At 43.6% G+C, this 15,542-nt stretch carries 15 protein-coding genes and 3 pseudogenes; 8 read left to right on the forward strand and 10 right to left on the reverse strand.

Annotated elements, in window-relative coordinates:
• Positions 1-30 precede the first annotated feature (30 nt).
• Positions 31-1,140: an ISAs1 family transposase gene (locus VY86_RS12330; RefSeq protein WP_046973751.1), complete on the forward strand. Its 1,110-nt coding sequence runs from the start codon at positions 31-33 to the stop codon at positions 1,138-1,140.
• 201 nt (positions 1,141-1,341) lie between these two features.
• On the opposite strand, the gene VY86_RS12335 is transcribed toward VY86_RS12330, so the two are convergent.
• Positions 1,342-1,995: a histidine phosphatase family protein gene (locus tag VY86_RS12335; RefSeq protein ID WP_046975155.1), complete on the reverse strand. Its 654-nt coding sequence runs from the start codon at positions 1,993-1,995 to the stop codon at positions 1,342-1,344.
• Between the two features lie 13 nt (positions 1,996-2,008).
• Positions 2,009-3,277: a DegT/DnrJ/EryC1/StrS aminotransferase family protein gene (locus VY86_RS12340; RefSeq protein ID WP_046975156.1), complete on the reverse strand. Its 1,269-nt coding sequence runs from the start codon at positions 3,275-3,277 to the stop codon at positions 2,009-2,011.
• Positions 3,278-3,741: 464 nt separating this feature from the next.
• On the opposite strand from VY86_RS12340, the gene VY86_RS24775 reads away from it, so the two are divergent.
• Together VY86_RS24775 and VY86_RS12345 are read left to right on the forward strand one after the other, a co-directional pair.
• The gene (locus VY86_RS24775) at positions 3,742-4,158 is read left to right on the forward strand and encodes a hypothetical protein (RefSeq protein WP_162200373.1); all 417 of its coding nucleotides are present in this window, start codon (positions 3,742-3,744) and stop codon (positions 4,156-4,158) included.
• Positions 4,159-4,573: 415 nt separating this feature from the next.
• Positions 4,574-5,491 carry an integrase domain-containing protein gene (locus tag VY86_RS12345; RefSeq protein ID WP_046975157.1) on the forward strand — a complete coding sequence of 306 codons (918 nt, stop codon included), beginning with the start codon at positions 4,574-4,576 and terminating at the stop codon, positions 5,489-5,491.
• Positions 5,492-5,693: 202 nt separating this feature from the next.
• Here VY86_RS12345 and VY86_RS25880 read toward each other — a convergent pair whose 3' ends face one another.
• The 4 genes from VY86_RS25880 to VY86_RS12360 all read right to left on the reverse strand — a co-directional run bounded on the left by VY86_RS25880 (position 5,694) and on the right by VY86_RS12360 (position 9,386).
• Positions 5,694-6,338: an ATP-binding protein gene (locus VY86_RS25880; RefSeq protein ID WP_238591463.1), complete on the reverse strand. Its 645-nt coding sequence runs from the start codon at positions 6,336-6,338 to the stop codon at positions 5,694-5,696.
• 147 nt (positions 6,339-6,485) lie between these two features.
• Positions 6,486-7,544 (reverse strand): helicase HerA domain-containing protein, encoded by a 1,059-nt coding sequence (locus VY86_RS25885; RefSeq protein ID WP_238591464.1) that lies wholly within the window; start codon positions 7,542-7,544, stop codon positions 6,486-6,488.
• Entirely contained in the window at positions 7,541-8,584 is a 1,044-nt protein-coding gene (locus tag VY86_RS12355; RefSeq protein WP_046975158.1) for an SIR2 family protein, read from the reverse strand. Before VY86_RS12355 ends, VY86_RS25885 begins: the two co-directional genes overlap by 4 nt.
• A gap of 445 nt (positions 8,585-9,029) precedes the next feature.
• A complete protein-coding gene (locus tag VY86_RS12360; RefSeq protein WP_238591465.1) occupies positions 9,030-9,386 on the reverse strand; it encodes a hypothetical protein in 357 nt (118 codons plus the stop codon).
• Between the two features lie 97 nt (positions 9,387-9,483).
• Between VY86_RS12360 and VY86_RS12365 the strand changes: the two are divergent.
• From VY86_RS12365 to nadS, 3 genes and pseudogenes are all read left to right on the forward strand, one after another.
• Positions 9,484-10,312, forward strand: a pseudogene (locus VY86_RS12365) (IS630 family transposase); the annotation flags it as partial.
• A gap of 425 nt (positions 10,313-10,737) precedes the next feature.
• The gene (locus tag VY86_RS12370; RefSeq protein WP_046975159.1) at positions 10,738-11,061 is read left to right on the forward strand and encodes a type II toxin-antitoxin system RelE/ParE family toxin; all 324 of its coding nucleotides are present in this window, start codon (positions 10,738-10,740) and stop codon (positions 11,059-11,061) included.
• Positions 11,062-11,141: 80 nt separating this feature from the next.
• On the forward strand, positions 11,142-11,438 hold the full coding sequence (gene nadS / locus VY86_RS12375) for a NadS family protein (RefSeq protein WP_046975160.1): 297 nt from the start codon (positions 11,142-11,144) through the stop codon (positions 11,436-11,438).
• Positions 11,439-11,592: 154 nt separating this feature from the next.
• Here nadS and VY86_RS12380 read toward each other — a convergent pair.
• Positions 11,593-12,003 (reverse strand): annotated as a pseudogene (locus VY86_RS12380) (IS6 family transposase); the annotation flags it as partial.
• Between the two features lie 306 nt (positions 12,004-12,309).
• Between VY86_RS12380 and VY86_RS12385 the strand changes: the two are divergent.
• Complete coding sequence (locus VY86_RS12385; protein ID WP_046975161.1) at positions 12,310-12,627, forward strand: type II toxin-antitoxin system RelE/ParE family toxin; 318 nt, start codon at positions 12,310-12,312, stop codon at positions 12,625-12,627.
• A gap of 2 nt (positions 12,628-12,629) precedes the next feature.
• Positions 12,630-12,941: an addiction module antidote protein gene (locus tag VY86_RS12390; RefSeq protein ID WP_193386984.1), complete on the forward strand. Its 312-nt coding sequence runs from the start codon at positions 12,630-12,632 to the stop codon at positions 12,939-12,941.
• Positions 12,942-13,392: 451 nt separating this feature from the next.
• Here VY86_RS12390 and VY86_RS24780 read toward each other — a convergent pair whose 3' ends face one another.
• The 3 genes and pseudogenes from VY86_RS24780 to VY86_RS12405 all read right to left on the reverse strand — a co-directional run bounded on the left by VY86_RS24780 (position 13,393) and on the right by VY86_RS12405 (position 15,484).
• Entirely contained in the window at positions 13,393-13,530 is a 138-nt protein-coding gene (locus tag VY86_RS24780; RefSeq protein ID WP_158019952.1) for a hypothetical protein, read from the reverse strand.
• A gap of 115 nt (positions 13,531-13,645) precedes the next feature.
• A pseudogene (locus tag VY86_RS24785) lies at positions 13,646-14,091 on the reverse strand (IS1634 family transposase); the annotation flags it as partial.
• A 16-nt stretch (positions 14,092-14,107) separates the two neighbouring features.
• Positions 14,108-15,484, reverse strand: coding sequence for an IS4 family transposase (locus tag VY86_RS12405; RefSeq protein WP_046975165.1), 1,377 nt, complete (start codon positions 15,482-15,484; stop codon positions 14,108-14,110).
• Between the last annotated feature and the right edge of the window lie 58 nt (positions 15,485-15,542).

Here is a 15,542-nt window from a genome sequence, read left to right on the forward strand (position 1 = left end):
TCTCCTTATTTTTCTTTTTAATACTGGCCCATGAATCCGAACCAGACCCTGATTGAACATTTAACCGTTGTGAAAGAAACTCGTTCTGACATCAATCGTCAATACGAGCTGATTGATGTTATTTTTCTTGTCATCAGCGCCATTCTCGCTGGCGCTGAAGGTTGGCAAGATATTGAAACTTATGGTCGGGCCAAAATTACGTGGCTGAAAAAATATCGCCCCTTTCTCAGTGGAATACCATGCCGACACACGGTTGCCAGAATTGTGCGCGCTATTGAACTTGATTCGCTGTTGGAGGCTTTGCTCAACTGGATCAATGAACAACGTGAACAGGCAGGGAAACCGGTCATTGCCTTCGATGGAAAAGTTCTGCGACGCGCCTACCGTAATGAAAAGCAAAACGCCGTCCAACTGGTCACGGCATATGATACGGAACAAGGATTAGTCCTGAGCCAGAAAGCCACTGCCACGAAAAACGGGGAAATCAGTATCGTGCGGCAGATGTTGGATATCCTTGACCTGAAAGGCAGCATCGTCACGCTGGATGCTTTGCATTGTCAGCGCCAAACGCTGGAAAAAATCAGCGAAAAGAAAGCCCATGTCGTGGTTCAGGTGAAAAAAAATCAACCCCATCTGTGGGAAGCCGTCCAATCGCAATTTCAGGCGGTGTTTGATGCCGGTAAAGAAAAAATTATCACGGAAGTTAAGCAAGAAGCCCATGGCCGGCGTGAAGAGCGTTATGTGTTTCAGTTAAAGCCCCAATTTACGGCAGAATTAATCGAGAAATGGCCGACCATTCGTAGCATTATCGCCGTAGAACGTCACCGGACACAAAATGGCAAAGGAACGGTGGACACGTCTTATTATGTGAGTTCCCTTTCGCCCAAGCATAAATCACTGGGATATTATATTCGCCAGCATTGGCGGATTGAAAATACCCAGCACTATATTCTTGATGTGGTCTTTAAAGAAGATGATTCACGAATTGTTCTGGAGGGTGCAGTTGAGAATCTGGCCTTATTCCGTCGTATCGTCCTGAATCTGGTCAAACAATGCGATTGCGGGGCACCGAGCCAAAGGAACAAGCTTAAAAAAGCGGGTTGGTGCGATGATTATCGGGCAAGAGTTTTCTTTGGATGAATAGCAGTCAAAGTATGCTCGTGCCCTGCTGTAGAGGGTGCGTAACAACATGTTATCAGCATGTGGGTGACTTTCTACAATGGCAAGCGCTTTATCAGCTGTAAATCCCACTAAAGGGGGAACAAGTGTTAAAAAATCAGGGTGCTGGGAAAGTTGTTGTAATCGTTCAAATTTAGCCGTCATACGTTTATCTTTTTACCCTTAAAGCCATAATCTCAAATGATTTTTCGCGTTAGTAAGTACGATCCGCGATTTTCCACCTATCTCTTCATTCTCTATAATATGCAAGGCACTATTACTGATACGTATACGCCATTGGTGTAGCAAAGAGACATCCAATCCCAGCAACACAAAAATTGCCAGTTCTATAGTGAATGCATGGGAAACGATCACAGTGACTTTTTCCTTGCCGCGCTCTTGGTGTCGTTGACATAAAAAATCAGTCACCCGTGCTCTCTGTGCAGCAACAGTTTCTACTTCGGGTCTTACATTAATTGTGGGCTTATCTAAACGCTCTTGTAGCATTGTATCCCATTCCAACAAACTTAATGCTGGTGTCAGTGAAGGTTCTATGCGTACTTCTTCCAAACGCTCATCAGAAACCAACGGTAAATTATGCCGTGTCGTGAGGAAGTTGGCAGTTTGCATTGCTCGGATCATTGGGCTGCTAAATATTTTGTCTCCAATTAATTCTCTTGGGATATTGTTGGCCAATAATTGTGCTTGTTTCTGACCAAACGCGGTCAACGAAGAATCTGGCATTACTGAACTGATTAATACATGTTCATCTTGTAGATTACATGTTGCTTCTGCATGCCGGATGAATACAAAACGATGGCTCTTTGTTGCAATCATGTTGGTTGGTGATTCACAGTTGCTCAGCGTGGTGCATAACCTTATCCAGAGCACGTTGTACATCAAGCATGTCTGATTTTTCTGCAAGCAAAAAGCGGTGTGGTAATGTAATGTAGCTATGAGCAAATGCTTCTGCTATTGGCAAACTAAAACGCTGCGGTTGAACCGCTGATTGAAAGTCTTGGTTTAATGCGAAACGTCGTCGGCTCGAAGGTTGGTATAAAGAACATTGATTTAGTGATGCATACATTGGCTTACAAGGGAGATGAAGCTCTGCTGATAGGGCTTCTGCTAGTTTTTCCACTGAGGCTTTTGCTAAGACTGATTCAGGTAATCTAATGGCATAGTTATAATAAACACGTTCTGTAGTGCCCTGAGTGGTTTGCTGGGGAGCACAGCCAATCTGCTGCATTAATTCATCCAAATATTCGGCATTGCGGCGTCGGGTCATATTCTCTGCATCAAGCTTTTCTAACTGAGCTAGCAAAATAGCGGCATGAAATTCAGATAGACAATAGTTTGAACCCATTAGTTCGGCTGTTTCTAATAACTCCATATGATCCAATGGAGGTGGCACATTACTGAGTGTGCGTCCATCTGCACGCAGGTGGGCTAATCGTCTAGCAATTTGTTCATCATTAGTCAGTACTGCACCACCTTCGCCACTTGTCAACAGCTTGCTGTGTTGCATACTAAACGTTCCGGCTATTCCAAAAGTACCAACATGCTGACCAGCAAAACGAGCCCCATGTGCCTGAGCGCAATCCTCAATGAGTGGCAAATTATATTTCTCTGCTATATGTAACAGGGCATTTAAGTCAGCAATTGCCGAACCAAGATGCACAACAGTAATAGCACGGCAGCGGGGAGTAATAGATTTTTCAACAGCATTTGCATCTAAGCAACCTGTCAGCGGGTTCACATCAGTGAGCACGGGAATAGCATTAATACTAAGCACGGCTGATGCTGAGGCAACCCAAGATAACCCTGGCACAATGACTTCGTCACCAGCTCCAACACCAATGGCTTCTAACGCCATGACTAGACTAGCGGTTCCGCTGGAAGCCGGAATACAATAATGGGCATTAGTATAATGAGAATACGTTTTTGCAAAACGTTGCTCAAAAGAAGGTGTTCCTCGATAAGGGCCACTTATTGACCAACGTTGACTGTCTAAAACAGAAAGTAAGTTATCTACAGTTTGGGGATTGCTTGTAGGCCAACCTGGCCAGGACATTGTTCGGGTAGAAGAACCGCCATGTATTGCAAGTTGGGAAACCATAAGTAATCTCCTTTTCGAATAAGATGTGGTTAGTTATTTCGTGCTGCAAATAATTAAGGATGCTAATTAACTTCAAACGTGCTGAGGTTAAATGATTTATTCCCAATAAAATAAACTTACTGTTATGTGTGGTTATCCTACATATAAAGTTGCCATAAGCAATATGTTAATTATTCGATTTTTAATATCGTGATTTTTGTCATGAGAGTTTATGATGTTGGTTAACATAAATTATTAGATATATTAAAACCTTTTTACTTAAAATATTATTCTTGCGTTATCGTCTCAGTTAAGAATTAATTCACTGGATGGAATTGAAATAAACCAACAATCGAAAAGAATAAAAAAAGAATATTATTTACAGCAGTTTTCAGTGAAAAAATTTTTATTTACATGGTAGGTTAAAAAAATTTCTCGCTATTTATCACCATTACAATCAGAATAAATTGGTATTTCAAACTATTATGAATTTTAATTTAAGCCTTCCATTGAGCATTGCTGTGCCAGTTAGTAAGAAATTGATCACTTCTCAGATAATCGCTAATATCTTCCCGTTATCTCATGATCCCATCGCCTGCAAGGATCACCTACCGGGTGGCGAAGAAAACTCCCGTAGCCTGAAAGGGAGTGCATACAATGCAGTACATCTGCGCACTTTTGGAAGCAGATATCATCAGACACATAACCCAGTTTCGATGATGAAAGTTTCCCGGTGTTATTTCACCGGCTACCTACATAACAAGGCAGAACATGCTCAGCCTCACACTAATCGATACCGTTTTAACCGGTACAACATTCACTTACATGTTGCATTTATCACGATAAACGTCCCGAAAACGGCGCGGCGTCACTTATGTTTAAGCGCAGCGATTACCAAGTGACGTCGCCGGGCGTCAGCGTCCAGAGCTCATTCGGTCTGCCTTTACGACTGATTTGAACCCTGAATTACTCAGTGAAGCCATTCAAAACAGACTATTAACAGACATTTTGTTTGATTGACGAACGAATTCCAGATCTGGTTTTCAACCCACCGCCTTAAAACAGGCTGATGCGATAAAAAAAGGAGATATGACATACGTCAAGATAATGAGGCGTTCATCCTGAACTGATCAGGCAATGAACGGGGAGCCTTCCATCGCTGTGCTCAGCACGTCGCGAGCTCCTGCAATAACTCAACACAACCTCACTCTGCTACACATTATCTGACGCATCACGGAACGGTGAACCTGAACCGACACGCAGAGACTTGTTTAAAAAATGAATAAAAACAGAGAAAAAGTGACAGGAGAGGCGTGAATGGCGCAGAAATCGGCACGTTCAAAAATTGAGTTGTTCAGGAAAGAATTTATTACCCATGCCCGACAAGCGGGTGGGAGCTTTGCCACGGTTGCTGATCGTGAACGGATTGCCCGGCAGTTTTTTAACTTTCTCAAGGAGAAAGGCATTAAGCTCCGGCAGATGGACAGCCTTAAAGTCAAATATATTGAACGCTATATTGCAGAGCGAAAGGCCAACTCTATCAGCCACCGGACTCTGCAAAATGAAATGTCTGTACTGAGAAGCGTTTTAGCGCAGGCCGGAAAGCATAAGCTGGCTGATCCCGATAATGCCCGCCTGAGCAACCGGGCACTCGGTATTGCTGAAATCGATCGAAAAGGAACAAAAACGGCGCTGACACCGGCTGCATTCAGCGAAATATTTCAGCAGGTCGAGCAAAAAGATCGGCGCGTGGCGGCGGTGATGCAACTGGCGTATGTGCTTGGGTTGCGCACCAAAGAAGCAGTGGAAGCCTATAAGTCGTTAGCCACCTGGAAAAAAGCACTGGAAAATGGGCAGACCTCTGTGCGGGTAATATTTGGCACCAAAGGCGGACGGCCGAGGCAGACGACCATATTGGATCGGGCAGCGCTGCAACATACCATTGCTTATGCCGAGCGAGAGCAGGCAGAGCGGGGTGGAAAACTGATTGATAAACCGACGATCACGCAGGCCATAGACCGTTACCGATATATTGTCAGAAGCTCAGGACTGGCGGGTAAGAATGCCCCGCACAGTATGCGTTACCATTTTGCCCAGCAATCCGGTGAATATTACACCGCGCAGGGATTCAGTGAGCGGGAAGCGCTGGCATTGGCATCAATGGATTTAGGGCACGGTGATGGACGTGGGCGCTATATCCGGCAGGTGTATTACCAGAAAGGTGAGGCGGAATAACACTATTTTCCTGATAAAAGATAATTATCTGGATTAATCGCTACCCTGCCTGACCGTCAGCTATGAGCGAAAAGTGGACCTGTAGGGGCATCGGGTCAGGCGAACCAGACTACGTTCAGGGCTTCGAACGATGCAGGGATGTTTCGGTTTTATACATGCCTGATTTATTATGCTGCCCTTTGAGATGCATACAATTCAGTATTTAAAACATTAAGTCACCTTCTGCATCATTCTCCTGCTCTTTATCGATTAACTCATTGAATGTAATCGTTTTACTTTGGGGTTTCTGGTCGTGAGCAAGTTCCGCCACTCTCAGTTTAAGCGGCATCGGGCTGACTATACCGCTGAATATGCAGGTTCCGGTGGAGAGAGTCGGGATGGACTCCTCTGTCAACCGATCTATATAAGAAACGGATTTTTCAATTGCATAAAGATCGTTCTGGTTAATAAGGCGGTGAATAAAATAGTTGTGTGCCTGAGAAATAATAGTTGAGGAAATATCGTTCGGACGCTGGCTGGAAATAGTAACAAACACGCCAAATTTACGGCCCTCTTTGATAATTTCTTCAAAAGTCTCAAGTCTGTAATCTTTCCAGCTTTCAGTTTCCCGAAATGACGTGTTTGATAGGATATTATGCGCTTCATCAATAACGATATGAAGCGTTGAAGGCAGGGTAGACAACTTCTTCATGTTATAAGCCCATTTGGCAATCAGAAGAGGAAGCGTCTTCTTCATGGTAATGTTAACCATATTGAGGTTAATGACGGTAAAATTACCTCCATTCCAGAAGTCTTTCTGCCCCGTGGTATCAAATATTTTGGCTATATCCCCCCGGTTAGCATTCATTCTGCTTATAACAGGTAAGACGTGTTCCGGATTCGATTTATTTGAAAAAAACTCATAGATAAGCTTCAGCCACATAAAATCCAAGAGGCTCTCTATCATATCTTCTTTAAAATTGAATACACAGGCTTTTCCGTAGATATAAGATCGTTACACATCAACTTCAGAGTTGAAATAATGGCGCTCATTTCTTATTTTCCATTTAGGGCCTCCTGAGTGAAATTCAAGATCGGAAAATAACTCCGGGTCGTCACAGAAAATCGGACTTAACATCGCATTAATCGCATCACTTTTAATTTTGTCACCACTAAACAGGTTCTGTTTTATCTTTTTCTTGAGCATATTTCTCATGTACTCAAGAGCATTATCAGCCCCCATAACTTCGGCTTGGAATTCCAGAACACGTTTTAGGAACGGCTTCTGGGTCTTGTCCGTCGCGTCGGTCAGAACGGAGAGCATGTCATGTTCAAGCAGGACTTCTCTAGGGAGGGGAAGTTTATCGCCATTTGCATGGTGCGTATTCAGGTTGTAAACCGTTTTCTCATCAGTAATACAGTTTTGTGCCGTATATTCTCCGTTAAAGTCTAAGAGAATAAACCTGCATCTTTCTTTGAAGCTGTCGCCCAGCATCTGCTTTATCTGAGCAGTACCAGCTTTATAAAGTGCTGCTAGCGTGTTTGATTTTCCGCTGCCGGTGTTGCCGAAAATCGCGATATGCGAATTAATGAGGCCGTTGACCGGCAGCGCAATCTCTATATCTTCTAGGTCAGTGCGGGTGAAAGTCATCACCGTTTCGTCTGCATTCGCGATCTGATGCACCGTCTGTATCATCTCTTCGGTCACCACAAAGGCCTCGTTACCTATGAGAGGCAGTTCACGTGAACCGCCAACGAAGCTGCCCCTGCGGTCGATATATCCCGTTAGCGTGGCCGTCAGGTAGCGACGATAACGCCAGGCATCGCTGCCGCTGCCGGCAGTATGTTTTTCTTCAATGATTCTCTCCGCTTCCACTTTGCCAATCAGGCTCATGAATCCTTTCTTGATCTCAATGAAGCTACCTACGGAAACGTTTCTCAGCACCTTTCCCTGATAAAATAAGTCGCTAAGATTCTTGTTTTTATCCACGAGAATAATTACCGCTCGCCCAGATATTTCGCAGACTTCACCAACCCGTAGCACCGCTTCCTCATCCGTAAAATGCCCGCTCACCTCGCTCCTCCCAGATAACTTGTGATAATGTTATTCATTGTCGGAAAATCTATATTGCCTCCCGGGCGGTAGATTACCTCTACGTTGGAATAATTCCGGAATTTATCCATAAAGCCGTTAACGCTAGCCTCGTCGAAAGCAAATATTAGTAGTTTAAGAGTGGCATTGCGCAGGGCTTTTTTTGTCAGCGTTTCAAGATGCTCATCGGCAAATGAAAAACCAAAGACGACGAGAAGGGTAGCCTCTTTATCCAGCTCATTTGAATAGACCCGCAGCAAATCATAATAAACGTTTTGCAGAAGCGTTTCTTTGAATTTTTCCTTTCTCGGAAGAATAAGAACGTGAGCGAGAACCCACTCTTTCTTTTCATCATCCGAGTTAAACCCGAGAGGTTTCACCTCAGCGAGGTTGTAGATAATTTTCCCCATGAAATTTTTCCATGAAAGAGAACCATGGAGCTTAATAAGATTAACGGTAGGAAGTTCGACTTTATAGTTATATAGGTTGCCAGTAGCGCTTACAGAATAGTTAAAACTGCCCGCGTCAAATTCCTCATCTCCCCTGAGATTCGTCCGTTTGCTGAATCCATCATTGAAAATGACATTATTATTGCGTGTGGCTGCCTCCTCAATAAATAAATCATAATTAGTCGTGAATACGTTTATCCGCCGTGGAAGCAGACCGGTACGGCGGCGCGTAAGTATTTTTTCTAGCGAAGAGATGAAGGCATCATAGTTCTTTCTGGTGGCATCTACGTTCGAGATAACAAGGGGAGCAAACGGGGTATCGTTATTGCAGTTCAGCATGCATTCATGCGGAAGCCAGACCGCAGATAAAAACTCGGCAGCCATATCAAAATACTCCTCTTCCTTCTCATTATTAATAAGCTGCTGGAGATCGTTTTCGATTGTTCCCAGTACTCTGATAGCGGGTAGCGATGCGCCTGACCCGATGAGAAAGTTGATATTGGCCGACTGAAACACTCGCTCAAAGTAGTCTCTGTCGCCTTCGTTACCGTAATATGCTCGCTTAACTGCCATCTGATACGTCCATGAAATATTAGGATTAAACTGTATCAGATCATTTTAACGGTCGCCGCGCACTTTTACATCAATTCTTTCTGTTCTTGGCCCCTATCAACAGCAAGCTAAACGGAGTTTTAGACTTTACCTGACCTAGCTCAATTTAGTTATGTACCTTGATTTATGTTATGTCCGCTTCATGGCACTGAGCAGCCTGTCAGAGTAAGTTTCGCTCAAATTCGAGCCCATAAAAAAAGCCTGAGGCATTTATCTGGAGAAAGCCGAATAGAGTTTTCTAAGGAGACTATGAATAAGTCACTCACTTTAGTTTTTGATATGCGTGTTTAGTTTATTATTTTATCAGGAATTAAATAAAGTTCCGACACTTTTTTATGCACTACTTATAAGAGAGACAGTCATATATAATAGTGAAACACCGTTAAGTCGGGGTTATCTTCTGCTATCAGAATTTGCCATGGTTAAATATATTTTCTGATTTATCTTTTTTAATTATTAATCTACATAAAGAAATGTCTTTTATAAAGATTACTTTATTAGATAATTCATGATGTAAATTAAAAAAATCATTTAATCGTTGCTCATATTTTCTTGAAAAATGCAATAGCTCTAACGTATTTAAGATAGTTTCTTTAGGTTGTTTTCGCGTAATTTTAGCGATTAAAAAGCGTTTAATTAAACGAATAATACGTAAGTAATAGGGTACATTCACTCTAAAAATAATGGAACATTCAATGAGAAAAGGGTAAAGCCGCTTATCATAAGCCCCCTCAACAATCCATTCATCGGTACTTATAATCATATCAATTTGAGATTTAATAAATTCTTCTGGGTTTTTACTATACCCATCGTAATTGAAGATGCTTGATTTTTCATTCTTATCAGATCAAGATTGCCCCATGAAAATTACTCTGACAGATGCCCAAAAAGAAGCCCTCGAATTGATGCATGATACGACCCGTGATGGACGCGTACGTGACCGCATCAAGGCCGTGCTTTTGGCCTCAGAAGCAACTGTCTTGAACACGATTTTTATGGCGTATTCATGAAAGTACGGTGAGTCGGCATCTGAAGGATTACTTCTCTGAGGAAAAACTCGCCCCTGAAAATGGCGGCTCTGAAAGCCGTTTGTCTGCCGAACAAACAACAACATTAGTTGAGTATCTGACCGCAAATTTGATGCACACCACTGCACAAATCGTGGCTTATGTCCGGGCACGATGGCAGGTGACTTTCACTGTCGCAGGCATGACGAAATGGCTTCACCGCCAGGGTTTCAGCTACAAGAAGCCAGTGGGGGTTCCGCATAAATTTGATGCAGAGAAACAGCAACAGTTTATTGAGACTTACAACGCGCTGAAAGAAGCCTGTGGCCAGAATGAGCCTATTGTGTTTATTGATGCCGTGCATCCTACCCAGTCCACAAAATTAAGTTACGGCTGGATGAAGAGCGGGCGGAAGCACCTCAAAGTGGTTGAAACCACAGGCAGCCGTACCCGACTCAACATCATGGGCGCCCTTAATTTACAACGGATTGAAGACACCCTTATACGGGAATATCCGGCGATTAACGCGAAAAATGTCGTCCTTTTTTTCGGCGCAATCCGGGAAACCTACCCCCTTTCGCAAAAAATCCACATTGTTTTGGATGGTGCGGGTTATCACCGTTCCGAAGTCGTTCAATTTTTTGCAGAAGTGTTAAATATTGAGTTGCACTACCTACCGCCTTCAGACGTCGGCGACGGAGACAGAGGAGGTATTTCAGTTGTCATACCACACAACATCCTTGTTTGTTTTATTTAGCACTGTGCCTGACATACTTTTCAGTACTATCGGGCTGCCTGCCAAAACAACGGACACATAAATGTGACTTATTCAGGCCGTGATTAGAGTCTAATCATATGATTACCCGATACCGGGAAGAATACTGTGCAAAACCAGAAAGGATGACGATAAAAAATTCAACATGAAAAAATGAAAAAATGAAAAAATGAAAATTATCCTCCCAATAATGAAGGTCTAATATAAACCACACATATTATATATTGAAAAGATTTAAATTTAGCCAAACTAACACGCAGTGTCATTTTTTACTTGAAAAGTAACACGGCGTGTCAGTATTATGTCATCATAGACAGCATGGAGAAGTTACGATGGATTATTTGGAGTTTATCGAAACTACCGCTTTCAGTAAGGTTAGAGCAGAACTCATAAAAGATAATGAGTTTCAGGAGCTTCAAACTTACTTGTTGAAGTATCACGAACATGGCGACACGATTAGTCAAACTGGTGGGTGCAAAAAGATTCGCTGGGGTCGCAAAGGGATGGGTAAGCGCGGTGGGGTACGAGTTATTTACTATGTCAGGACGTTAAGTGGTCGATTGTATTTGTTGTTTATTTATCCGAAAAATGTACAAGAAGACCTGACACAAGCTCAGAAAGCACAATTGAAAAATGCTGTTCAATATATGAAATAAAATGCAGCCTTCGGGCGGTTAACTTCTCCAATTTTATATCTAAATTTTCAGAGAATGATCTAACGTATTGAGGATAAATTATGGAAGAAAACATGTTTAAAGAGCTTTTGAGTAGTGTAAATGAGATGGTCGCTATAGAAAACGGTGAATTTCAGCCTAAGCCTGAACATGTTCATCGTCATGCTATCCCTAATGTTAAATTAATCCGCAAAAATTTCGGTATGAAACAATCCGAGTTTGCGGAAATGGTAGGGGTGAGCATTAGACTGGTGCAAAGTTGGGAACAAAACCAGAGAATACCATCAGGGGTCGCATTGAAGATGCTATTTTTAATAGAGAAAAATCCGAATATCGTAGACACGTTAAGATCTATTTGAGCTAGAAAAGCATTGCTAATTGTCTAGAACGTTTAGGTAAAGATTGCTGTTTTTTATGCACGTTCGGAAAGTAACTGCGTTGAGCTGTTACTTTCCGATATAACGTCATACTTGCAACGTCCACAATGTGGACGTGCTGTTTCAGGACAGCAAAATCTATGGTCACCACGTCAGGCTGCCCATGCTGACGCATTGCCTTTTTAAAGAAGCGCAGTGCGGCCTTCTTATCCCGATAAGCCGTCAGCAAAAAATCAATTGTATTACCGCCCGAATCCACTGCCCGGTAAAGGTAACTCCATTGTCCTTTGATTTTGATATTGGTTTCATCCATGCGCCACCGACGCCCAACAGCGGGCTTACTACGCCGGTAGCGTTTAATCATCAACGGAACTAAACGATGAACCCAACGAGAGAGAGGGGAATGATCAATGGCAATCCCACGCTCCGCCATCATTTCTTCCAGATTACGCAGGCTCAGCGCGTAGGCCAGATACCAGCGAACACACTGAGCGATGATATCAACAGGATAGTGCCGGCGTTTGAACGCTTCTCGAATCAGGGACATCGTCAGTTCAACCAATAAAAAAATGCAATATTATCCAAACAGCGCTTAATGCGACAGCACCCACAGAAATACGACTTATTCAAGTCGTGATTAGAGTCTAATCATATGATTACCTGATACCGGGAAGCATGCTGTGCAAAACCAGAGAGGATGACGATAAAAAATTCAACATGCAAAATTGAGTTACCCCAGACATCAAATTCAAATGCAGCGCCTGTAGGCATATGAGTAACCCGATAACCCCATTATTCGTACCGAAAGATGCTACATTGACAGATTCGTAGCTTTAAAGATACAATAATTTATATGAACACGATCAAACATTATCTCACCTCCGATAACCGTGACTTGTATATGGAGTTCCTGAAAGGTATTCGTGACCCTATAGCGAAATCGAAAATCTCGTCACGGGTTAACCGAATGGCTACCGGAAATTTTGGTGATCATAAACCTTGTCGAGAGGGTGTCTGGGAGCTTCGCATAGATCAGGGGCCAGGCTACAGAGTGTATTACAGCTTAGTTGGTCGTGAAGTGGTGTTATTGTTAGTTGGGGGCGATAAACGAGCCCAAGACGCCGATATAGATCAGGCGATTGAATGTCTGAAGGACTATTTGAAGAGGTGATTATGGCTAAAGCACGTTTACATGATGATGCAATGGTGCAGCTTCTCCGTGAAGATCCTGAGTTTGCTCAGCATTATCTGCATCAGGCATTTGTTGACATGGATGAAAAAGGCGGGCAGGAAGCATTTCTTATGGCATTACGTCATGTTGTAGAAGCGCGAGGAGGAATGGCACAGATTGCAGATAAGGCAGGTGTTTCACGCGAGACTCTGTACCGAACGCTGTCGCCTAAAGGCAATCCGACTTTGAAAACTTTGCGTAACGTCGTTGCAGCAACAGGATTTCAATTCTCTCATATCGCATTAATGGCTTAATTCTGCCAGATAATTATAACCGTCAAGCCTGTGATTAACGACGGTTTTCGACCCACATCAGCCTTATATTAGGCCGAACGGGAAAAACTGTTAGTCAATGCCGCGCAAAAGCGCAGTTATGTTTATACAATTAATTTAAACAATAAATTAGCTTCTTAACGTGGTTTCTGAGACGATCCCAAAACAGAAACATATCCCCCTAACCGGGACATAAAAATCCGTGGAGCAATCGCTTAAATGCTCTCCGCATCAGAATTAATGAGCTAGCCGGAGTACGGTTGATAGTTCTGCATTAGCTATAGCAGCATAAACACCAATGTAGTGCCCCACACAATTTCATGCTCTCTAATATAAAATGTTATTTTTCCTGCTTTACCAGCACCATAACACCACAGGCAACCGTCGGAGCATAACGCCACTCATACAGTAAGTTTTGTAATGTAATCCCTGTTCACTCCCAGCGAGGGATCACCACTCTAACCATCCGGTAACGCCATGTCGGGTAACGCGCCAGAACCGAACAGGCCAGCTGTATCTGAGCAGGCCGCATCAAATGGGAACGAAACAGAATATCCCTGTCTGCCCGCAAAAGTGCCCCCTCAAGTTCGCGAACAAATGCCGCATGAAAACACCGGGTTCGGCTCCGTGTCAGACGCCCTATCCTGTCAGTCGGGGAAAGATGAATCCAACATTCCGCACCCAATTCAGGAATAAAAAGACTCGTATGGTGGCCCCAATATTTTCAGCAGGGCATTTTGGTACGGTTGCATTCCCGTCACCATCCTGTGTTCTTGAAATTCAAAGGTATTAATACCTTCGAAAGTTAAAAATACCCAACGAGCGGTGGGCGATTGCGTCTGCTGCTGCTTCATATCCGGGTAGAATGCCTTGCTTTGTTTCAGACCCGTGCGAATTTTATGTTCAGCGCCGCATACACCATTAAACTACACGTCATCACCATCAATAAGGCTTCGATGCGTTCCGGTTTTTTCAGGTACATTGATGAGGTTAAGAACTCGGGACTTTTTAGGAATCGAAAACCTCGCTCAACTTTCTGCTGGGCTTTGTAATTCGCGAGCAACGCGGCCATATCCAGCGCCTTATCGTCCGCTTCATTGGTCGCCAAAATAAACATCCCCACCTTGAGTCTGTCTCTTGATCATATTTCATAGATCAAGAGACTTGGACAGTAAATAACCTTCAAGGATGGTTTGTAACATGAACCATCCTTGCCACAGCCTTTCCCATCCCACTCGGCCATTTCGTTTTGAGTCATACCAACCCGCTAGTTTTCCCAAATTAATATAGGCCCAGTAAACACTTGGCGCTGTCTTAGGGACCTTTTTCTTTTCTTGCTTTACCCACAATAACTTCCACGCTAGCGGGCTTAATAGCGTTTCACAACTCTGTTTTTCCGCCTCTGATCTATTGAGACCCACATAGCGCAACTGATGAACACGCACGGCGATAAACGCCAGGATCACCACCATTTTTTCCAGATTTGCTTTACGTTGCATCCGCAGCGCTTCTACCTGTGTCCCGCCACTTTTCCACGCTTTGTGAAACTCTTCAATGAGCCAGCGTTTTTCATAGTAGTCCAGAATACGGTGGGCATCTTCTTTACCTTTTACCGGCTCCGATGTCAGAATGTGCCAGCTCAGCTCCTTGTCGTTATTCGTTTCCTGACAACTCACATAATACAGCGGTATCGGCTCCCCTCGTTTATTGGCCGGCATTTTGAGCGTGACAGGGGCGTAACGGACGTCGCAGAGAGCTTCACGCGCCTTACGCCCACCTCGTTGTTTAACCTGAACGGTTCTTTTATCTGCGGGCTGCAAAGATTCACTGAACAGATAAAGTTTATCTGAGCTTTGTTCAATGCAACGGCTTTGCATTGAACGCACAATAAAACGCTGCTGATGCGTGATTTTATAGGTCCGATAGTCAATAATGTCTGCCTCGCGATCACAAACTGAAATGACCTTATTCATATCACTGCCAAGACGAGTTTCTGTTGCCTGAGAGGCGCGTTCCCACTTATAACTTTCCTTGTCTTTATACGGCCGGGAAGCCCGTTGCGCTTTCTTGCCATAATGACTCAGCTCTCTCGTCCAGCGCGTTTGTTCAATCAGGCCAATGACCTGTTCTTCTCTGGGGGCAAAAAGCAAAACGGAATGGGCATGCAGGCCGGTGGCACTTTTTCGTGATGAGGTATAGCCCATTTCATCCCGAACCGTCTGATGAGTGAACTCCAGTGAGGTTGTATCTTCCAATGCCAGCAAACAGTCATAGGACTTAGCTTGTTCAGCCGTTGCTGCAAATCCGGCCTCTGCAATGGCCGTTGCGTCAATGGCCCGGTTACGCGTAAATCGATAAGCGGCTTCAATATCCGCAGGTGTTTTGAGTGATTGCACAATAGATTGCCCGATATGGTTGGCTAAAGAGGCGGTGAATTTGATAAGACGCTGGGTTCGTCGGCTATCGCCCAAATTTGCGCGAGAAAAAGTCTCATAAGCCCATTGTTCTGCGTGAGTTTGGAACATTTTACCGTACCTCAATGAAATAGTTATTACTAAGATCAGCAAAATAGAAAAAGATTCA

The organism is Photorhabdus thracensis (assembly GCF_001010285.1).
GTDB classification, from domain to species: Bacteria; Pseudomonadota; Gammaproteobacteria; order Enterobacterales; family Enterobacteriaceae; genus Photorhabdus; species Photorhabdus temperata.